Below are 20,232 nucleotides of genomic sequence, written 5' to 3'. Positions count from 1 at the left end.
GCGCACCGCGTCCGCGAGGGTGGCGATGAATGAGCGCACGGCATCCGTCCTCTCCGGTGTGGTTCACCCATGAGACGGCGGATGCCGCGCGCTATGACGCGGTTTCGGTGATCAATCGTCGACGACGGTGACGGTGACCTCGATGTTGCCGCGCGTCGCGTTGGAGTACGGGCACACCTGGTGCGCCGCGTCGGCGAGCTGCTGGGCGACGTCGTGCTCGACCTCGGGGATGTTCACCTCGAGCTCGACGGCGAGGCCGAAGCCGCCCTGGCCGTTGGAGCCGATGCCGACCCGGGATCCGACGCTCGACCCGTCGATCGCGACCTTCTGGGCGCGCGCGACGGCCTGGAGGGCGCTGTGGAAGCAGGCGGCGTAGCCGGCGGCGAAGAGGAGCTCGGGATTCGGGGCGCCGCCCGTGCCGCCCATCTCCTTGGGGACGCGGACGTCGGTGTCGAGGATGCCGTCGCTCGTGCGGACATGACCGTTGCGGCCTCCGCCGGTGGCGAGCGCTTCGGCGGTGTAGACGATGTCCATGGTGTTCTGCCTTTCGTGGAGGGTTCAGGGGAGACGGGCGCGCGGCGTCAGGCGGCGGTGCGCAGGTCGGCGGCGAGCGCCCGCATGTTGGCGGTGATGGCGGCGAGCTGGGCCAGGAGGTCGGGCAGTCCTCGCCCGCTGTCGACGAAGGCCGGCACCAGGCAGCCCGCGGCGGCGACGACCTCGTCGTGGACCACCGCGCCGGCCTCGGTGAGGCGTACCCGGACGACCCGCTCGTCGGCGGTGTCCCTGCGGCGGGCGACGATCCCCCGGTCCTCGAGGCGGCGCAGCAGCGGCGACAGGGTGCCCGAGTCGAGCCCGAGCTCGTCGCCGAGCTCGCCGACGGTCCGCTCCCCCGCGGCGAGCACGATCAGCGCGAGGTACTGCGGGTAGGTGAGCTTCCACGGCTTCAGCACCTCGCGGTACGCCTGGGTGGTCGCGTGCGACGCGGTGTACATCGCGAAGCAGACGAAGTCGTCGATCGAGGGCCCGGATGTCATGCGTAAAGCATTGCACACAATTGAATTGTGCACAATTGATGTTTCCATGCCGCCGCCGACGCCTGCGCGGTGGGCGGCGTCGGCGACGAGGTCGGGGGCGCGGCGTCCGCCGGCTCTCAGCGGAACATCACGAAGCCGTCCGGATCGCCGTCGCGCGGCATCCGCAGGCGATCCGGCAGCGGCCAGGGCAGCACGATCCGTTCGCTCGCGTGGGAGACGTCGCCGTAGTCCTCCACCTTGACGACGATGCGCTCCGGCGTCACCTCGACCATCCGGACGCGCAGGGGCGGCTCCCCCGCACGCTCCAGCATCCACGGATCGGCGAGGAAGGCGAGACCCTGCTCCTCGAGCGCCGCCTCGGCCTCCAGCCAGTCGGCGGATGCCACGACCTCTCGACCCAGCACGTCGATCGCGACCCAGTCGTCGCCCTCGGGCCGGATCCAGCCGACGAGCTCGCCGTCGTCGCGGCGGTGCGGCGTCCAGTCCGCCGGGACCCCTGCGGACGCGCTCACGGCACGATCGCGAACGCGCGCACCGGGAACGTGCCGAAGCCCTCGACGGCGGGCGGCGCCGCGGTGAAGCGCGCGCCCGACGGGGGCAGTTCGCCCAACCGCGTGAGGTGCTCGACGACGTGCACGCCGGCGCCCAGGAGGAGGCTGTGGGCCGGCCGCTCTCCGCCCGATTCGGTGTCGTCGATGTTGACGGAGTCGATGCCGACGAGCGCGGCCCCGGCATCGATGAGGGCCTGGGCGCCGTCGCGGGTCAGGAAGGGCGCGCCGTGGCCGTACCCCTCGGTGCCGAAGCCGCGGTCCCAGCCGGTGTGCAGCAGCACCGCGGCGCCGCGCACGTCGCGGCCGGCGAAGGCCTCCGCGCCGAGGCCGCGGTTCTCGGGCGACCACGCGTCGGCGAGGGCGAACACCTCGGTGGGCAGGTCGACGAGCGTCGCGAGGTCGAGACCGGCGAGATCCGGCCCCTCGGCGTAGCGATGGAACGGCGAGTCGAGATACGTGCCCGTGTTGCCGATCATCGTGATGACGTCCATCGCGAACTCCGTGCCCGGGGCGTATCGCCCCCGCGAGTCCTCACGGGTCAGGAAGGGCGTGATCTCGGGCGCGGGCAGGCCCGGATAGGTCACGAGCCCGGCCCGGATCGGGTGGCTCAGGTCGACGATGCGGCTGGCGGAGGAGGTGGGCATGACGCCAGCGTAGGTCCCGTCGCCGAGGCCGCGTTCACAACTCCGGACATCCGCACCGCGCAGGGGCCGGATCGGCAGGAATCATGCGGGCGGCGGCAGGATTTCCGGAGTTGTGAACGGCAGACCAGGGCGGGGTCAGGAGCCGGGCCGGCTCAGACCGGGCGAGAAGCAGGCGGGGGCGGGCTCAGGCACGCCCGAACAGGTACCCGCGGTCGTCGAAGCCCGCGACGACGAACCCGTCTTGAAGCAGGCCGGTCATGGCGTCGCGGACGCGGTAGCGCCAGTCCAGCGCGGCCTCCGGATTCTCGCGGCGCAGCTCCTCGATGTCGGCCGGCACCTCGACGCTCGTGACCACGTCCGCCTCGCGGGGAGCGGACGCCGGGGCGGCGAGCGCCCAGGACGTCATCAGCCGGTCGGTCTCGTCGCCGCGGTTGACCCCGTCGTCCATCGCCCCGTAGTGGTCGACGAGGTACTCGGTGACCCGCGCGCCCAGCACCGCCAGGTTGAAATGCGCGTTGCGCGCGACGAGCGGATCGAAGGTCCAGGTGACGTGGCCGACGTCACGGGCGAGAGCCCAGGCGCGCTGATGCTGCTTCAGCATCCGGCCGAGGCCATGCGCACGATAGCCGTCCACGATGCCCGTGATGTGCGAGTGCATCGATCGAGCGCCCGGCTCGGCGAAGAAGGCCACCGACGCACCGATCATGCGGTCGCCGTCGTAGAGGCCGACCGCGTAGTTCCCGGCGTGGGCGAGCGCGCGCAGCAGGTTCGGCGGCATGCCCCCGCTGTCCCCGCCCCACACCTCGGAGAGGACCGCCGAGGCCTCGAACGCCTGCTCGACGGTCGTGAGCGGCCGGACGGAGATGCCGGCCGGCGACGGGAGGACGGAGTCGGACATGCCGCCACCCTACGCCGCGGGGTGGGGCGCCGCGCTCTGCCCGGAACGCAGGTCCCGCGCTCGGATCACTTCAGCCCGGAGCGCACGAAGGCGTCCACGACGTAGCGCTGCAGGAAGACGTAGATGAGCAGGACGGGGATGCAGGCGAGGCCGGCCGCGGCCATCGTCGCGCCCCAGTTGTTGCCCTCCGCGGAGAGGAACCCGCGGACGCCCACCTGGATGAGCGCGTCGCCCTGACGCATGATGAGCGACGGCCAGAGGTACTCGTTCCACGCCGAGATGAAGCCCATGATCCCGAGTGCGGCGAGCGCGGGCTTCATGTTCGGGACGACGACCGTCCACAGCGTCGTCCAGCTGCCGCGTCCGTCGAGGTGGGCCGCCTCGATCAGCTCGCGCGGGAACGACGACATGTGCTGCACCATGAGCAGCACCGCGAAGGCCCCGGCGATCTGCGGCACGATGACGCCGCCGACCGTTCCCAGCAGGCCCATCTGCCCGACGAGCAGGTAGTTCGGGATCATGGTCACCTGGAACGGGACGAGCCACGACCCGATGAACAGGAACATGAGGAGCTTCCGGCCGCGGAACTCCCACATCGCGAACGCGTATGCGGCGAGCACCGCGAAGAACAGCTGCAGCCCGGCCAGGACGAGCGACATCCAGAACGTGTTCCAGAGCATGCCGCCGATCGGGATCGTCCGCCAGACGTAGGCGATGTTCTCGAAGCTCAGGGGCCAGGGCAGCAGGGTCTGATCGAGGGCGTTGTCGGGCGCGCGGAGCGCGGTGGCGAAGAGCCAGTACACGGGGAAGATGCTGAACAGCGCGATCGCGACCAGCACCACGTGACCGACGACGATGCCGGCGCGGGAGCGCGAGGCGACGGGGCGATCCTCGCCGGCGCGGGGCGCCGAGGAGGGCGCCCGGCCCCCGGCGGGTCCGGCGGTGGATGCGGATGCGGCGGCGGATGCGGGGGCCAGGGTGACGAAGGGCATGGCGGTCCTCAGTTGTCGTGGAAGCTCAGTCGCTCCTGCAGTTCGAGGAACACCAGCGCGATGATCCCGAAGCCGAGGAAGAAGACGACGCCGGCGGCGGCGGAGATGCCGACGTCGAAGTTCTGGAAGCCGAACTGGTAGAGCAGGTAGTAGATGTTCGTCGTGGAGTTCGCCGGGCCGCCCTGGGTCAACAGGTCGATGATCGGGTAGGTCCACTGCGCGGCGAGGAGGATCGTCATGAGCGCGAGGAACACGATCGTCGGCGAGAGCAGCGGCAGCGTGATCCGGCGGAGGATGGTCGCCGCGCCCGCGCCGTCGAGGGAGGCCGCCTGCCCGTACTCGGGACTGATCCCCGCGAAGCCCGCGGCGACGACGAGCACCCCGAAGCCGAGCATCTGCCAGCCGACGATGACGATGACCGCCCAGATCGCGAGGTCGGCGTCGCGGAAGACATTGGGCATCTGCACGCCCACCGAGGCCAGCACCGTCGCGACCACGCCCTGTTCGGCGAAGAGCCACCGCCACACCGCGCTGGTGGCGACGGGGGTGATGAGGAAGGGCACGAAGATGAGCGCCTGGTAGACCGTGCGCATCCGCCCCGTCACCTGGCGCGACAGGATCGCGATGAGGATCGGCAGCACGAGCGAGAAGACGAGGAAGGCCGCGATGTAGAGCACCGTGTTGGCGATCGCCGTGTGCAGCTCGGGCAGCTGCAGCACCTCGACGTAGTTGTCCACCCCGACGAAGGTCTTGGGGCTCGTCGGCAGCAGGTTCCAGTCGAACATCGACAGCGAGAGGGTCTGCACGAGGGGGCTGTAGGTCCACACCATCAGGAAGGCGACGGCGGGCACCAAGTAGGCGTACGGCACGAGCGCCTGCGGACGGAACCGGCGCCGCGCGGGCGCCGGTTCCGTCCGGGATGCCGGTGCCGCCGCGGCAGTGGGGGCGACGACGAACACGGCGGACCCTAGGCCTCGACCGCGTCGGCGACCGAGGCGTTCACGGCGGCGAGCTGCTCGTCCGCGCTCATCGCCATGAAGCGCGCCAGCGACTCGGGCGTCATCTCGTACACCGTGGGGAACTGCCCGAGCGGCACGATCGAGTGGAGCACGCGGTCGCCGTAGACGTGCACGAGGTTGTACGACTGCCCGCCGTCCTGGCCGCGCGCTCCCGGGTACACGACGGTGAGGTCCTGCGTGTAGCAGGTGGCCGAAGCGACGGAGACGGGGATGCCGGCGAACGTCGAGTGCGTCGAGTAGTGCAGGTGTCCGCCCAGGATGCCCCGGACGTCGGTCCCCTCCACCACCGCCGCGAGACGATCCTGGTCGCGCAGCTCGACGAGGGCGAGCAGGCCCAGCGGGCTCGGCACCGGCGGGTGGTGCAGCGCGACCAGCGTGCCGTGCGGCGCCGGGGTCTCCAGCTCGCGCGCGAGCCAGTCGAGCTGCGCGTCCGTGATCTCGCCGTGGTGGTGCCCGGGCACGGTCGAGTCGAGCGCGATGATGCGCAGCCCGTTGACGTCGAACACGCGGTCGACCGGCTCGGACTGCTCGGCATCCTCGTCGAGGAGGCCGCGGCGGAACGCGACGCGCTCGTCGTGGTTGCCCATGACCCAGATCACCTGGGCGCCGAGCCGGGCGGCGGCCGGCTCGACGATCGCCCGCAGGCGCTCGTACGCGTCCGGGCGGCCGGTGTCGGCGAGGTCGCCGGTGAACACGATCGCCTCCGGACGGGCACCGGAACGTTCGAAGCCCTCGAACAGCTCGGCGAGATTCCGGTCGGAGTCGACCGTGTCGTGCAGCAGATCGCCGGTCGCCACGAAGTGGGTGTCGGAGAGATGCAGGATGAAATGCTCGGCGGGGCCGTGCTGGCCGTCGGGGATCATGCGACGTTCCTTTCGCGTGCGGAGTCGTCGACGAGCGCCGCCCGCAGGCGGGTGAGCTCGTCCTCGGTGAGACCCTGGGCGCGCAGATACTCCGAGATCGTGCCGTACTCGGTGTCGATGCGCGTCAGGAGGCGGTCGAGGAGGCCGGCGGGGCTCGCCGTGACGAGCGAGACGATCTCCGGCGTGGGGGTGAGCCCCCGATCGGCGAGTCCGGCCAGCATGGCCTCGGCCCACTCCCCCTCGAGGTGGGCGGCCGTGGCGGCGTAGTCGTCGATGACCGCCTCGCGGTCGACGCCCGCGGCGAGGAGGGCGAAGGCGACGACGAGGCCCGTGCGGTCCTTGCCCGCGGTGCAGTGCACGAGCACGGCGTCCCCGGGCGCGGCGTCCGCGATCAGACGGATCGCGGCGGCCAGTTGCGGGCCCCGGTCATCCACCATGTGGCCGTAGACCTGCTCGAGGCTCGTCGGCGCGTGCGCGACGACGGCGGGGGCGGCGTCGTCGAACACCGGGACGTGGTGCGCCTCGATCCCGAGCCCGGAGATCGCGCTCGGTGCCTCGGCGCGCTCCCCCGCGCCGCGGAGGTCGACGATCCGGCTGACGCCGAGCTCCACCAGGGCGGCGCGCCCCGCATCGTTCAGTCGGTGGAGGGCATCCGAGCGGTAGAGCGTGCCCCACCGGGTGAGGCCGCCGTCGGCGGGGTACCCGCCGGTGTCGCGCAGGTTGTAGACGCCGGTCAGCTCCCGGCGGCGCACCGGGGCGGACGACGCCGCCCCGGTGGTGACGGTCGAGGAGCTCACTTGATGAGCCCCTGCGCGCGCGTCGCGGCCTCGGTCATCGCCGTGTTCGCATCGGCGCCGTAGAAGACCGACTGTTCGATCGCGGTCGCGAGCACCTGGTCGACCTGGGCGTAGCTGTTGCCCGGGTACGACACCCACGGCTGCAGGCTGTCGAGCTGCTCGAGGTTGGGGGTCACGAGCGGGTTCTGGGCCACCCACGCGGCGAGCGGGCCCGAGCCCTGGGTCATGCTGGAACGCAGCGGCAGGTAGCCGATCTTCGTGGAGATGACCTCGTAGGCGTGCGGGCTCGTCATGAACTGCATGAGCTCCCACGCGGCGGCCTGCTTGGCGGGATCGGTGGAGAACATCGCGAGGAAGGAACCCGAGTTCGTCGGGACCACGTCGTGGCCGGCGAACGCCGGGAGCGTGCGTGCCGAGAGCGTCCACCCGCCCGCCTGCGCACCCTTCATGAAGGCGCCCTGCAGAGCGGAGGTGTTGATGTGGATCGCCGTCTTGCCCTGGGCGAACGCCTCGTACTGCGAGGTCGCGTTGTCGTTGCTCAGGATGCCCCGGTCGTACATGTCGCGGAAGGTCTGCACCGTCGCGACCGCATCGTCCGAGCCGAACTCGATCGTGGAGCGATCATCGCTGAGCACCTGCGCCCCGTGGGAGCGGAAGAGCCCCTGCATGCACCAGCTTCCACCGGTGACGACGCACGAGACGCTCAACGAGGGCGCCCCGGTGGCCGCGGTGATCTTCTCCGCCGCGTCGGAGACCGCATCCCACGTCGACAGGTCGACGGTGGCGGGGTCGAGTCCGGCGGCGGTGAACGCCGCCTCGTCGAGCCACATGACCGGCGTGGAGAAGACGTACGGGACGCCGTAGGTCGAGCCGTTCCAGTCGGCGAGCGTCGCCGCACGCGGGTGGTACGGGTACTCGCCGCCGAACTGGTCGGAGAGCCCCTGTTCCCCGACGAGCGAGGTGAGGTTCTGGGCGCCCAGCTGGGTCGCCGCGAAGTCGAGCTCGTTGAAGGTCAGCTGCGCGACGTCGGGTGCGGCGCCGGCGAGCAGCTGCTTCTGCACGCTCGCCGCGGTGCCCGCCGCGGTATCGCTCGGCTGGGCGACGACGGTGATGTTCGGGTGGGCGGCACGGAACTCGTCGAGAAGCCCGTTGATGGTGTCGGCCCAGGTGCCGACGTTGGCCAGGTTGTACGACTCGAAGACGATCTGGACGTTCTGATCGTCGGCGAGCGGCTGCAGCGACCCCGTCGAGGCGGGGGCTCCCGCGGCGGCGGTCGAGCAACCGGCCAGGACGAGCCCGGCGACGGCGAGCGCGGCGACGGATGCGCCTCGCAGAGTGGTGTTCACGTGTTCTCCAAAGGGGTGCGGAAGGGGTGCGGGGTGGGATCGGGAAGAGAGTCGGGATCGGGATCGGGGGGAGCGTGGGGGCGGCGTCACGCCAGCGCGGGCAGCGCATCGGGGGCGGGCGCCGCGGAGCCGGTCGCTGCGTCGTCCGGCACCCACTCCAGCCGTCGGCCGGAGGAGCGCTCGAAGAGATGCACGCGCTCCGGGGCGGCGTGCAGCCGCACGGCATCGCCCGCCGTCGCGCGCACACCGCGGTCGGCGCGCACGTGGACGCGGACGCCCGACGGGAGGACGCAGGTGACCACCTGCTCGGCGCCGAGGTTCTCGACCACCTGGACGACGCCGGTGAGAACGACTCCGCGTCGGCCGTCGATCCCCGCGGAGATCTGGAGGTGCTCGGGACGCACCCCCAGGACGACGTCGAGGGCGCCGGTCTCGCCGTCCCACAGGTCGCCCGCAACGCCGTCGGCGGTGACGCCCACCACGCCGGCGGCACCGACGACGCGTGCGTCCAGCAGGTTCATCGCCGGACTGCCGAGGAAACCCGCGACGAAGACGGTCTCCGGGCGGTCGTACACGTCCTCGGGCGTGCCGAACTGCTCGATGCGACCCTGGTTCAGAACGACGATCCGCGTCGCCATCGTCATCGCCTCGACCTGGTCGTGGGTGACGTAGACGAAGGTCGCCCGCAGTCGCCGGTGCAGCTCCGTGAGCTCCTGGCGGGTGTGCGTGCGCAGCTTCGCGTCGAGGTTCGACAGCGGCTCGTCCATCAGGAACGCACGCGGCTGGCGTACGAGGGCCCGCCCGACGGCGACACGCTGACGCTGACCGCCGGAGAGCTCTCGCGGCTTGCGATCCAGCAGGTGGGCGATCTCGAGCGCCTCGGCGACCTCGTCCACGCGGCGGGCGAGCTCGTCCTTTGCGAGGCGCTGCACCTTCAGCGGGAACGCGAGGTTCTTCCGCACGCTCAGGTGCGGGTACAGCGCATAGCTCTGGAACACCATGGCCAGATCGCGCTTCTTCGAGGGCCGCTCGGTGATGTCCTCGCCGTCGAGCAGGATGCGACCTTCCGTCGGTTCGAGCAGTCCCGCGATCATCCGCAGCAGGGTCGTCTTCCCACACCCCGACGGGCCCAGCAGGACGACGAACTCACCGTCGGCGATCGTGAGGTCGATGCCCTCGACGGCGACGGTCTTCATGAAGGAGCGGCCGATGCCGCTCAACTGGATGCTTCCCATGGACTCGCCTCTCGCAAGCGATCCGTGGGAGACCCTCTCCGCAATCTGCTTGCAAAGCGAGTGTGATCAGTGAAAGTGAATTGCAATGAAACGAGCGCTCAACGGTGTCCGCTCCGGGGGCGAACTCTCGCGGAGCGCCTCACGGCTCGACGTCGTCGGCGACGATGCCCAGCACCTCCTGCTGAACGGCCGTGCGGGCGCGGGCGGCGGCGTCCGACATGCGCTCGGCGACGGCACGCTGCAGGGCGGAGAGGACCAGGAGCTGCACCATGCCGGAGGCCATCGCCGTGTGCTCCCACGAGGTGGAGCGGGCCCCGGCGACGATCAGGCGATGGGCGGCGACCGCCAACGGCGACCGCGCGAACCCGGTGATCGCGACGACGGTCGCGCCCGCTTGGGCCGCCGCGTGTGCGACGGCGACGGTGTTGGTGTTCGCGCCGCTGGCGCTGACGGCGAGGCAGACGTCTCCCGGACGCAGCACACTCGCCGTGAGCTGCTGCAGGACGGTGTCGCTCGGCGCCTCGCACGCGCGCCCGTTGACGGTGAAGGCGACCGCGGCCGCCTGCGCCGACGGCTGCGAGGCACCGGTCGCCGCGAGCAGGAGACGCGGCGCGCCGGCGATCGCCTCCGCCGCTGCGGCGAGCTCGTCGACGTCGATCGAGGCGAGCGAGGTCTGCAACATGCGCGCGGAGCGCTCCGCGTACGCTCGCAGGCGCGACATCGCATCCTCACCCTCGTCGCCGTCCTCCGGAGCCAGGGCGCCGAGGTCGCGGACGAGGGTCAGCCTGAGGTGCTGGAAGCTGCGGAACCCGAGCGCCTGGCTCATCCGACTCACGGCCGCCGCCGAGGTCCCGGCCGCGTCGGCGAGATCGGCCCCCGACATCTCGACGACGTCGGCCGGACGCTCCACGCAGATCCGTGCCGCGCGCTGCGCGGCGGGAGTCAGAGCGGGCAGCAACGACAGGATGTGGTCGATCGCCCCGCCCAGCGGCGGATCGGCGGAGTGCGCTGTCACCGGTCTTCCTCCCCCCGGTCGCGGCGGTCGGTCCCGCGCCGGTCGGCCCACTCTAGGCCGCAGACGGTCCGCCGCGGAGAACGGTGGATGAACGATTCGGTCACGCGAGGAGCATGCCATGCACGACACTTTCATGCGAGCACGGCCGCGGATCAGTCGCGACCGCCCCCGTCGGCGCCGACCCGGAACGTCATACGGACGCGGCGGCACGCCCTCGGCCTCTACGCTGAAGGAGGCTCGTGAACCGGAAGCCTCCGCCTTGAGTCGCGTGCGTCGTCGCCGCGGCGAGAGCCCCGATTCCCGGACACTCCCGTCCGGACACCGATCCCGATCCGGAGGCCCGCCATGTCCGCCGTCCCCACCACCACCTCGGGCAGTCTGCCCCGCACCGCCGCGCTCATCGACGCCAACAAGGCGCGCACCCTCGCGGCGGACGGCTTCACGCTGCAGTCCACGCCCGAGTTCGACGCGTTGACCGCGCAGGCCGTCGCGGACGTCGTCGAGCGGCAGCGGGCCGCCGGCATCACGCTCGTCGGCGACGGCGAGTTCGGCAAGGCCATGTCGAACGCGGTCGACTACGGCGCGTGGTGGTCGTACTCGTTCCAGCGCGTGAACGGGCTCGAGCTCACCGAGGTGAACGCGTTCACCGAGCCGCCCGTCCGCTCCGAGCCCGGCGACGTCCGGCTGACCAGCTTCCTCGATCGTCGCGACCGGCAGCTGTTCCCCGCCGTGTACGCCGAGGCGGTCGAGACCGGACGCACCGCCACCGCGTTCCCGACGACGACCGCTCCCCTCTCCTACCGGGGTCAGGACGCCGTGGCCTCCGACATCCGCAATCTCACCGCTGCGCTCCGGGACGGCGAGCAGGGCTTCCTGACGGCGATCGCGCCGGGGTCGGCCGCGCGCGTGCGCAACGAGTACTACGCGAGCGACGAGGAGCACATCTTCGCCTGGGCGGACGCGCTGCGGGAGGAGTACCGCGCCATCGTCGAGGCGGGCCTCATCGTGCAGCTCGACGACCCCTCGCTCGCCGAGAACTTCGATCAGATCAACCCCGAGCCCTCCATCGCCGACTATCAGGCGTTCACGCGGATCCGCGTCGACGCGATCAACCACGCGATCGCCGGGCTGCCGAAGGAGCAGGTGCGCCTGCACCTGTGCTGGGGATCCTGGCACGGCCCGCACACGACCGACATCGAGCTGAAGGACATCCTGCCGGTCATCCTGCAGGCGAACGTGGGCGCGATCTCCTTCGAGGCGGGCAACGTCCGCCACGAGCACGAGTTCGGCGCGTGGGCGGATGCCGCGGTGCCCGACGACCTGGTGCTCGTGCCGGGCGTGGTCAGCCACGCCACCAACGTGGTGGAGCACCCGGAGCTCGTCGCGCAGCGCATCCGCCGCTTCACCGACATCGTCGGCGCCGATCGGGTGATCGCGTCGACCGACTGCGGTCTGGGCGGACGCATCCACCCCGACATCGCGTGGGCGAAGCTCGGCGCCCTCGGCGACGGCGCGCGGCGCGCCTGACCGAGGACGGCCTCAGCCCCGCGCAGCCCGCTCGATCGCGCCGAGGAGCGCCTGGATGCCCACGTCGAACGCGGCGTCCAGGCGCTCCTCGGCGTCCGGCCACGCTCGGCTCGCCTCGGCGAGCGCGCCGTCGGTCGTGCGCCAGACCTCCGCGGGGGCGCCCCGCTCGAGCGCGATCCCGAGCGCGAAGCTGTCGAGGGTCTCGAGGTAGACCGACACGGTGGCGGGCGGGAACCCGGCGCGGCGGAGGGCGCCCGCCATCCGCTCGTAGACCGCGAGGACGGACGCCGAGGTGATCGGCGTACCGACGAGGAGGGTGACCAGCCGCGGGTGGGCGGCGTAGCCGGCGCGCATCGCGCGCAGGATCGCCTCGATCTCCTCGCGCCACGGGCGGGACTCGTCGGCGGGCGGCGGCGGGAACTCCTCCACCATGCGGTCGCGGATGAGGTCGATCAGACGGTCGAGACCGCTGACGTGGTAGTAGAGCGACGGGGCGGCGACGTCGAGCCTCTTGCCGAGCGCGCGCATCGAGAACGCATCGCCGCTGTCGATCAGGGCGAGCGCCTCGTCGACGATCCGCTCGATCGAGAGCCGCGCCACCACCGGTCGCCCCACGTGCACCTCCCGAAACAAGACAGTTACACAGCGTACTTGTCGGCGACTCTTTCGCCCGACATACTGCCTAACACCGTTAGATAAACCCGGCGCATCCGCCGGCGCACACCACCCTGGAGGACACATGTCAACGGCGACGCCCACCCCCTCCGCATCCGCGGAGCAGTCCGGTGCGATCGGCACCCTCAAGCAGAACTCCCTCGGCGCGCGGGGGATCACCTTCCTCGTGGTGTCGGCGGCGGCACCGCTCACCGTCATCGCCGGCACCGTGCCGCTCGCGATCCTGATCGCCGGACCCGCCGCCCCCACCGCCTACCTCGCGGTCGGGATCGCGCTCGCGGTCTTCGCGGTCGGGTTCATGGCGATGACCAACAGGGTCGACCGCACGGGCGGCTTCTACACGTACATCGCGGCGTCACTCGGCAAGCACATGGGCCTCGGTGCCGGCATCCTCGCCCTCGTGTCCTACAACGCGATGCAGATCGGCATCTACGGCCTGTTCGCGGTCAACGCCCGCGCGATGATCTCCGCCCTCGTCGGCATCGACGTCCCCTGGCCCGTGCTCGCCGGCGTCGCCGTCGTCGGCGTCTGGGCGATGGGCTTCACCGGCATCGACATCGGCGCGAGGGTCCTCGGCGTCCTGCTCGTGGCCGAGACTCTCGCCCTCGCCGCGCTCGGCATCGCGATCCTCGTCACGGGCGGGGGCCCCGAGGGATTCGGCACCGGGGCGTTCGCTCCCGCCAACATCGTCACGCCGCAGTTCGCGGTCGTCCTCGGCCTCGCCTTCGCCGCGTTCATCGGCTTCGAGTCGACCGTCCTCTACCGTTCCGAGGCACGCACCCCCACCCGCACGATCCCGCGCGCCACCTACGTGGCCGTCGCCGCCATGACGCTCTTCTACTTCGTCCTGACCTGGCTGCTCGTGCAGGCGTACGGCGAGACCGCGGTGCAGGCGTTCATCGGCGAGAACGGTGTCGAATCGTTCCTGTTCGCCACCGCCGGCAACAGGCTGGGCGAGGCGGCGACGACCGTCTTCCTGCTGCTGATCGTCACGAGCGTGTTCGCGGCCCTGCTCGCCTTCCACAACTCGATCAACCGCTACACGTACGCGCTCGCCCGCGACGGCGTCCTGCCTCCGGCGCTCGGCCGCACCCGCGCGCACAACGGCACCCCGTGGGTCGCGGGGCTCGTGCAGACCGCGCTCGCCGCGCTCGTCGTCGGCGGCTTCGCCCTCGCCGGCGCCGACCCGTACCGCCAGCTGCTCATCTGGGTGAACACTCCGGGGGTCGTCGGCGTCGTCGTCCTGCAGATCCTCGCGGCGGCGTCGGTCGTGGTCTTCTTCGCCCGCCGGACCCGCGCCGACCGCCCGTGGTACGCCCTCCCGGCCGGCGTCGTCGGCGGCGTGCTGATGCTGGTGTTCCTCGTGCTGATCGTCGTGAACATCGACGTGCTCACCGGCGCGGATGCTCCCACGAACGCCGTGATCGTCGGCGTCATCCCGGCGGCCTTCGTCTTCGGCCTCATCGTCGCCGAAGTGCTGCGCCGCCGTCGGCCGGCGGCCTACGCCGGGATCGGGGGCGCGGAGCAGTGAGCACGGCAGAGCTCGTCGTGATCGCCGACGCCCTCCACGGCATCCCGGGCGAGGCCCTGGCGATCTCGGACGGACGCATCGTCGCGACGGGCGATCGCTCGGACGCGCGCGACTGGATCGGGCCGCGGACGCGGCTCGTCCGGCGAGAGGGCGTCGTGCTCCCCGGATTGGTCGACGCCCACGCCCACCCCGTGCTCGGGGCACGCGTGGCACGCGGCATGGATCTGCGGGACGTGCGCACGCTCGACGCTCTGCGCGACGTCCTCGCCGCGGCGCGCCGCCGCACACCCGACGGGTGGCTGCTGGGCTGGGGCCTCTCGCACGAGGTGGGGGCGGGGGCGCCCCTGACGGCCGCAGCGTTCGCCGACGCGGTGGGCGACGCACCGATGCTCCTGCGCATGTTCGACGCGCACTCGGCGCTCGCGAGCTCCGCCGCGCTCGCGAGGGCGGGCGTGTGCGGACCGCGCGACTTCGCGTCGGGTGCGCACGTCGAGGCGGATGCCGCGGGCATCCCCACCGGCATGCTGCACGAGCACGAGGCGATCGAACTCGTCGAGCGACTCATCCCCGAGGAGCCGCCGTCAGCGGTCGCCGCCCGCCTCGCCGACGCGTTCGACCGGATGGCCGCGGCCGGCCTGACGGGCGCCCACGTGATGGACTTCGAGGGCGACCCGACGCGCCTGTACGAGGCGGTGGAGGACGAGGATCGGCTTCCGCTCCGACTCCGCATCCATCCGTGGGTCGACCCCTCGTCGACGCCCGAGGACTGGGAGACCCTCATCGCCGCGACCGGATCCGGCGGACGACTGTGGCGACGCCACGGGGTGAAGCTCTTCCTGGACGGCACGATCGACAACGGGACGGCGTGGCTCACCCGCCCCGACGGCCACGGCCGGTCGGTCCGGAGCACGTGGCCGTCCGCGGAGCGCTACGCCGCCGCGATCGCCCGCTTCGCCGCGGCCGGTGTCCCCACCGCCACCCACGCGATCGGCGACGCGGCCGTCCGGCACGCCGCCGACTCGATCGCCGCCGCCCGCGCCGCCCACCCCGGTTCTCGGCACCGCATCGAGCACCTCGAGCTCACGGACGACGACATCGTCGATGCGGTGGCCCGCAGCGGCGCCGTGGCCAGCATGCAGCCCACCCACTGCACGCGGTTCGTCCGCGCCGACGGACGCGACAACTGGAGCGAGCGGGTGGGCCCCGCGCGCGCGGCGCAGGGCTGGCGGACCCGATCCCTCGCCGACCGCGGCGTGACGCTGGCGCTCGGCTCGGACTGGCCGATCGCACCCTTCGACCCGCGGGAGGTCCTCGCCGACGCGCAGACCCGCAGCCACGCGGGCGCGCCACCGGTCGTGCCCCGCGAGGCCCTGACCGCGCGCCAGGCGCTGGCGGGGTACACAACGGGAGCGGCCGCGGCCGCCGGATGCTCCGCCGACGAAGGCCGGGTGGCCGTCGGGATGCGCGCCGATCTGACGGTGCTGAGCGCCGATCCGGCGTCCGTCGCGCCCGACGAGCTCGCGGGGCTCGAGGTGCGCGCGACCGTGGTCGACGGGCGGGTGCGCCACCTGCTCGACTGACGTCGCGCGTTTCATGCCGATATATCGGTGCAGGCGACGGGCCCCTCGGGCAACAATCGAAGGGGAGACAGGCCCGGCCGTCCGACACCGTCGGCGGCCGGGGACACCGCGCCGTCGGGGGGCGTGCCGGTGTCCGTCCACCTGGGGCGTCTTCCTCCGGGCGGTCGGGATCCGCGCTCGACCGCCCGGGATGCCCCGCACCCTCGTCGCGTCGACGTGCCTAGAATGACGTACCTTGCGGGGGAGGGTCAGATGGGGCGAGGGCGACCGGGGGACATCCGCACGCAACGACGGCTGCTCGCGGACGACGTGTTCCGCCGCATCGCGGACGAGATCCTCAGCGGCGAGCTCGCCGACGGCACGATGGTGCGCGACCACGAACTCGCCGACCGCCTCAACGTGTCGCGGACGCCGGTGCGCGAGGCGCTCATGCGCCTGGAGCGCATCGGCCTGGTGGAGATCGAGCCGAGCCGCTTCACCCGCGTCACCGTCGTCACCCCGGAGCTCATCCGCCAGCATCGCGAGCTGGCCGGACTCATGGCGGGCGCGGCGGCGCGGATGGCGGTCGTGCGGCTCACCGAGGACGAGCTCGCGCACGCGCTCGAGCTCGTGGACGCCGTGGCCGCGGCGCTGCCCGATCCGAGCGCGGCCTCGCAGGCACGGCACCGGCTGTTCAGCTACCTGTCGCGCAACTCCGGCAACCGAGCGCACCATGCGCTCATGGCCGACGTCGAGATCGCGCTGACGCGATCGCTCGGACGGATGCGGCTGCGACCGCTCTGCGCACCGGAGGACGAGCACGCCGCGTGCGCAGACATGCGCGCGGCCATCGTGGCGCGGGACGCCGAGGAGATCGAGCGGGTCATCCGACTGCAGCACGGCATCGGGTGAGCACCCCGGAGCGCGAGGCGGCGCCGGTCTCCGCCGCGATCCGGCAGAATCGATCCATGGCTCCCGTGCACGATCCCCACCTCCCCGCCGACCACGCCTGCCTCATCGTGCACGGCAGCGACAAGCCCGGAATCGTCGCCGCGGTCTCGGCGATGATCACGCGCATCGACGGCAACATCGTCGCCTTCGACCAGTTCTCCGACGACCACCGCGGGGGCGCCTACTTCCAGCGCGTCGTGTTCCACCGGCCCGAATTCGCCGCCGACCGCCCCGCGATCGAGGCCGAGATCGCCCGCACGCTCGACGACTTCGAGCTGGAGTGGTCGCTGACCGACCAGTCCGTCCCCAAGCGCATGGCCGTGCTCGCCTCGAAGCAGGACCACTGCCTGCTCGACCTGCTGTGGAGGCACCGCCGCGGCGACCTGCCCGTCACGATCCCGATGGTGATCTCGAACCACACCGCCACGGCGGAGGACGTGCGCAGCTTCGGCGTGCCCTTCTTCCACGTGCCGTCGGTCGCGGGTCCCGACAAGTCGGCTTCGGAGGAGGAGATCCTGAAGCTCCTGGTCGGGAACGTCGATTTCGTCGTCCTCGCGCGGTACATGCAGATCCTCTCCCCCGAGTTCCTCGAGCGGCTCGGCGTGCCCGTGATCAACATCCACCACTCGTTCCTGCCCGCCTTCATCGGCGCCGAACCGTACAAGAAGGCCAAGGAGCGCGGTGTCAAGCTCATCGGCGCGACCTCGCACTACGTGACCGGCGACCTCGACGAGGGACCGATCATCGAGCAGGACACCGTGCGGGTCACCCATGCCGAGTCCTCGGCGGAGCTCGCCCGCCGCGGCGCGGACGTGGAGCGCCAGGTGCTCTCGCGCGCCGTGCTGTGGCACGCGCAGGACCGCGTCATCCGCCACGGCAACCACACGATCGTGTTCTGACGGAGCGGCGTATGTCACGGACCGGGCGGACGCGGGGCGGACGATGAGCCGCGCGGCGAGGTACGGGCGGATGCCGGCCGAGCGGGGCGGACGATGAGCCGCGCGGCGAGGTACGACTCCCCCGGCGGACCCGAGGTCCTGTACCTCGCCGAGGTGCCCGCCGCCGATCCCGCCCCGGGCAAGGTGGCGGTGCGCGTGGCCGCCGCGGGCCTGAATCCGTACGACGCGAAGGTGCGCAGCGGCCTGATCCCCTCGTCGGCGTCGTTCCCGCGGCGCATCGGCGGCGACCTCGCCGGCACGGTCGAGGCGGTCGGCGAGGGTGCGCTGTTCTGGGACGGCACGCCCATCCGCGTCGGCGACGAGGTGCTGGGCCGCGCGCCGGGCGCGATCGCCGAGCGTGCGATCGCCGCGGCATCCGCCCTCACGCGCCGCCCGACGGAGCTGCCCGTCGAGGTCGCAGGGAGCCTGCACACGGCGGGGTTGACCGCGGTGTCGGTGCTGACCACGGTGCCGGTCGGCGAGGGCGACGTCGTGCTCATGGGCGGGGCGACCGGCGCCGTCGGACTCATCGCCGCGCAGTTGGCACGGCGGGCGGGGGCCCGGGTGATCGGGACGGCGTCGGAGCGGGGCCACTCCCTCCTGCGCTCCCTCGGCGTCGACCCGGTGGTCCACGGGGACGACCTCTCCACGCGCGTCGCCGCGGTCGGGGCGGTCACCGCCGTCTTCGACTGCCACGGGCGGGACGCTCTCGACGCGGGCCTCGCCCTGGGTGTCGCGCCGGACCGCATGGTCGGGATCGCAGCATCCGACGACGTCCTCGCGCAGCTGGGGGCCCGGCCGGTCGAGCACGCGGCGCGCACCGCCGCGAACCTCGCCGCCCTGGCCGCCGATCTCGCCGACGGACAACTCGTGCTCCCGATCGCGTCGACGTTCCCGCTGGACGCCGTCGTCGACGCCTTCCGCGCCCTGGACGCCCCGCACCCGCCCGGCAAGGTCGTCATCCTCTCCTGACCCCGCGCTTCCGCCCCCCGCCCGCGCCCCGCGCCCGCGCCCCGCGCGCGTGGCGCCCCGCGCGCTCACGCGCTTCCGCCGAGTGTCCACGACACGCGGTCGCCCCGGCCTAACGCCCCGCGCGTCCTGGACACTCGGCCACGTGGGGAAGGGGGGCGAGAGGACGGAGCGGGGCGAGGAGGGGCGAGGCGATGGGCGGGGGCCTTGACGGCGCACTTGCTTTTTGCAAGTGTGGGCGATGTCCACTTCGGACACGACGAGACCGGAGGCATCCATGCCCACGCTGTTCATCAACATGCCCGTGACCGACCTCGACCGCTCGAAGGCGTTCTGGGAGGCGCTCGGGTTCGAGATCAACCCGGCGTTCACCGACCACAACGCCGCGTGCGTCGTGATCGAGAAGGATCACAGCTACGCCATGATCGTCACGCGCGAGTTCTATCAGACCTTCACCGACCTGCCGCTGGGCGATCCGGCGAAGAACCCGACGAGCGGCACATCGATCTTCCTCGACAGCCGCGCGGACGTGGATGCCGCGGTCGAGCGCGGCCTGGCCGCGGGCGGCACCGAGGCGCAGCCGCCGTCCGACTACGGCTTCATGTACCAGCGGAACGTCAACGATCCCGACGGGAACATCATCGACTTCGGCTGGATGGATCCCATCGCCGCCGAGCAGGGCCCCGCCGCGTACATGGAGGGCAGCGAGGACGGCGCGCCCGCCGAGCAGGGCGACTGAGGCATCCGTGGCGGGCCGGGACTACGGGCAGTACTGCGGGGTCACGCGGGCGCTCGAACTCATCGGCGAGCGGTGGGCTCTGCTCATCGTGCGCGACCTGCTCGTCGGGCCGCGACGGTACGGCGAGCTCGCCGCGGGGTTGCCGCGGATCCCCAGCAACATCCTGTCGGCCCGCCTCAAAGAGCTGCAGGGCGCGGGGATCATCCGCCGCGCGCCGCGTTCGCGGATCATCATCTACGAGCTGACGCCGTACGGCCGTGAGCTCGAGCCCGTCGTGCTGGCGCTCAGCGCGTGGGGTTTCAAGGCGCTCGACGACCCGCGCGACGAGCAGGTGCTGACGGCGGATGCGATGACGATCGCGCTGCGATCCGCGTTCCGGGCGGATGCCGCAGCGCGACTTCCCGCGACGGCCTACGCAGCTCGCCTCGGCTCTGTCGACCTGGCGGTGCGGGTCGACGGCGCGGCCCTGCGGATCGCCCCCGGGGCATCCGACACCGCCGATCTGGCTTTCTCGGCGGGCCCCGGGATCCGGCATCTGATCTCCGGCGAGATCACCGCCGGGCGGGCGATCGAGACGGGCGAGGTCCGCGTGCTGCGCGGTCCGCCGCAGCTGCTCGGCAGGTTCGCGCAGACCTTCCACCTCGCCGCCTGACGTCGCACCGCAGGCGGTCGGTCGGCCCCGGCTCAGCCAACCCTCCCGGCGAGTGTCCACGACGCGCGGCGCGACAACCCCGTCCGGCGGCGCGTCCTGGACACTCGGCGGATGCGGGAGGGCGGACGCCCCAGCCCGGCGCACCACGCACCCCCGGGGCACCACACCTCCACGGGACCGCCTCACCCCGGCGAGTGTCCACGACGCGCGGCGCGACAACCCCGTCCGGCGGCGCGTCCTGGACACTCGGCGGATGCGGGAGGGCGGACGCCCCAGCCCGGCGCACCACGCACCCCC

The 20,232-nt window shown here is 72.2% G+C and carries 21 protein-coding genes; 8 read left to right on the top strand and 13 right to left on the bottom strand.

What is annotated here, in order from left to right:
* Positions 1-111: 111 nt before the first annotated feature.
* From WFI00_RS03380 to WFI00_RS03325, 12 genes are all read right to left on the bottom strand, one after another.
* Positions 112-534 (bottom strand): organic hydroperoxide resistance protein, encoded by a 423-nt coding sequence (locus tag WFI00_RS03380; RefSeq protein WP_336630576.1) that lies wholly within the window; start codon positions 532-534, stop codon positions 112-114.
* A 47-nt stretch (positions 535-581) separates the two neighbouring features.
* A complete protein-coding gene (locus WFI00_RS03375) occupies positions 582-1,034 on the bottom strand; it encodes a MarR family winged helix-turn-helix transcriptional regulator (protein WP_336630575.1) in 453 nt (150 codons plus the stop codon).
* Between the two features lie 116 nt (positions 1,035-1,150).
* Positions 1,151-1,546, bottom strand: a complete 396-nt coding sequence (locus WFI00_RS03370; RefSeq protein ID WP_336630574.1) for a hypothetical protein — start codon at positions 1,544-1,546, stop codon at positions 1,151-1,153.
* Positions 1,543-2,229, bottom strand: coding sequence for a cyclase family protein (locus WFI00_RS03365; RefSeq protein WP_336630573.1), 687 nt, complete (start codon positions 2,227-2,229; stop codon positions 1,543-1,545). Before WFI00_RS03365 ends, WFI00_RS03370 begins: the two co-directional genes overlap by 4 nt.
* A 184-nt stretch (positions 2,230-2,413) precedes the next feature.
* Positions 2,414-3,127 carry a GNAT family N-acetyltransferase gene (locus WFI00_RS03360; RefSeq protein ID WP_336630572.1) on the bottom strand — a complete coding sequence of 238 codons (714 nt, stop codon included), beginning with the start codon at positions 3,125-3,127 and terminating at the stop codon, positions 2,414-2,416.
* A gap of 65 nt (positions 3,128-3,192) precedes the next feature.
* The gene (locus WFI00_RS03355; RefSeq protein WP_336630571.1) at positions 3,193-4,119 is read right to left on the bottom strand and encodes a carbohydrate ABC transporter permease; all 927 of its coding nucleotides are present in this window, start codon (positions 4,117-4,119) and stop codon (positions 3,193-3,195) included.
* Between the two features lie 8 nt (positions 4,120-4,127).
* The gene (locus tag WFI00_RS03350) at positions 4,128-5,078 is read right to left on the bottom strand and encodes a carbohydrate ABC transporter permease (protein WP_336630570.1); all 951 of its coding nucleotides are present in this window, start codon (positions 5,076-5,078) and stop codon (positions 4,128-4,130) included.
* A gap of 8 nt (positions 5,079-5,086) precedes the next feature.
* Positions 5,087-6,001, bottom strand: coding sequence for a phosphodiesterase (locus WFI00_RS03345; RefSeq protein WP_336630569.1), 915 nt, complete (start codon positions 5,999-6,001; stop codon positions 5,087-5,089).
* Positions 5,998-6,798, bottom strand: coding sequence for a tyrosine-protein phosphatase (locus WFI00_RS03340; protein WP_336630568.1), 801 nt, complete (start codon positions 6,796-6,798; stop codon positions 5,998-6,000). The genes WFI00_RS03345 and WFI00_RS03340 overlap by 4 nt, the downstream gene beginning before the upstream one ends.
* Positions 6,795-8,144: an extracellular solute-binding protein gene (locus tag WFI00_RS03335; RefSeq protein WP_336630567.1), complete on the bottom strand. Its 1,350-nt coding sequence runs from the start codon at positions 8,142-8,144 to the stop codon at positions 6,795-6,797. Before WFI00_RS03335 ends, WFI00_RS03340 begins: the two co-directional genes overlap by 4 nt.
* Before the next feature lie 86 nt (positions 8,145-8,230).
* Positions 8,231-9,379, bottom strand: coding sequence for an ABC transporter ATP-binding protein (locus tag WFI00_RS03330; RefSeq protein ID WP_336630566.1), 1,149 nt, complete (start codon positions 9,377-9,379; stop codon positions 8,231-8,233).
* A 139-nt stretch (positions 9,380-9,518) separates the two neighbouring features.
* Positions 9,519-10,394 carry a MurR/RpiR family transcriptional regulator gene (locus WFI00_RS03325; protein WP_336630565.1) on the bottom strand — a complete coding sequence of 292 codons (876 nt, stop codon included), beginning with the start codon at positions 10,392-10,394 and terminating at the stop codon, positions 9,519-9,521.
* A 345-nt stretch (positions 10,395-10,739) separates the two neighbouring features.
* Here WFI00_RS03325 and WFI00_RS03320 point away from each other — a divergent pair, with 345 nt between their 5' ends.
* On the top strand, positions 10,740-11,921 hold the full coding sequence (locus tag WFI00_RS03320; RefSeq protein ID WP_336630564.1) for a cobalamin-independent methionine synthase II family protein: 1,182 nt from the start codon (positions 10,740-10,742) through the stop codon (positions 11,919-11,921).
* 12 nt (positions 11,922-11,933) lie between these two features.
* Here WFI00_RS03320 and WFI00_RS03315 read toward each other — a convergent pair whose 3' ends face one another.
* Positions 11,934-12,536: a TetR/AcrR family transcriptional regulator C-terminal domain-containing protein gene (locus tag WFI00_RS03315; RefSeq protein WP_336630563.1), complete on the bottom strand. Its 603-nt coding sequence runs from the start codon at positions 12,534-12,536 to the stop codon at positions 11,934-11,936.
* 124 nt (positions 12,537-12,660) lie between these two features.
* Here WFI00_RS03315 and WFI00_RS03310 point away from each other — a divergent pair, with 124 nt between their 5' ends.
* From WFI00_RS03310 to WFI00_RS03280, 7 genes are all read left to right on the top strand, one after another.
* Positions 12,661-14,127, top strand: coding sequence for an APC family permease (locus tag WFI00_RS03310; RefSeq protein ID WP_336630562.1), 1,467 nt, complete (start codon positions 12,661-12,663; stop codon positions 14,125-14,127).
* Positions 14,124-15,707, top strand: coding sequence for an amidohydrolase (locus tag WFI00_RS03305; protein ID WP_336630561.1), 1,584 nt, complete (start codon positions 14,124-14,126; stop codon positions 15,705-15,707). Before WFI00_RS03310 ends, WFI00_RS03305 begins: the two co-directional genes overlap by 4 nt.
* A gap of 225 nt (positions 15,708-15,932) precedes the next feature.
* Positions 15,933-16,598 (top strand): GntR family transcriptional regulator, encoded by a 666-nt coding sequence (locus tag WFI00_RS03300; RefSeq protein ID WP_336630560.1) that lies wholly within the window; start codon positions 15,933-15,935, stop codon positions 16,596-16,598.
* 56 nt (positions 16,599-16,654) lie between these two features.
* Positions 16,655-17,536, top strand: coding sequence for a formyltetrahydrofolate deformylase (gene purU / locus WFI00_RS03295; RefSeq protein ID WP_336630559.1), 882 nt, complete (start codon positions 16,655-16,657; stop codon positions 17,534-17,536).
* 93 nt (positions 17,537-17,629) lie between these two features.
* Positions 17,630-18,547, top strand: a complete 918-nt coding sequence (locus WFI00_RS03290; RefSeq protein ID WP_336630558.1) for an NADP-dependent oxidoreductase — start codon at positions 17,630-17,632, stop codon at positions 18,545-18,547.
* A gap of 238 nt (positions 18,548-18,785) precedes the next feature.
* On the top strand, positions 18,786-19,283 hold the full coding sequence (locus WFI00_RS03285) for a VOC family protein (RefSeq protein ID WP_442928289.1): 498 nt from the start codon (positions 18,786-18,788) through the stop codon (positions 19,281-19,283).
* Positions 19,284-19,290: 7 nt separating this feature from the next.
* On the top strand, positions 19,291-19,935 hold the full coding sequence (locus WFI00_RS03280) for a winged helix-turn-helix transcriptional regulator (protein ID WP_336630557.1): 645 nt from the start codon (positions 19,291-19,293) through the stop codon (positions 19,933-19,935).
* Positions 19,936-20,232: the final 297 nt, after the last annotated feature.

Origin of the sequence: Microbacterium sp. MMO-56 (assembly GCF_037146215.1) — a bacterium.
GTDB lineage: Bacteria > Actinomycetota > Actinomycetes > Actinomycetales > Microbacteriaceae > Microbacterium.
The sequence above is the reverse complement of the archived record's forward strand: the minus strand, read 5'-3'. Positions and strand labels throughout refer to the sequence as shown.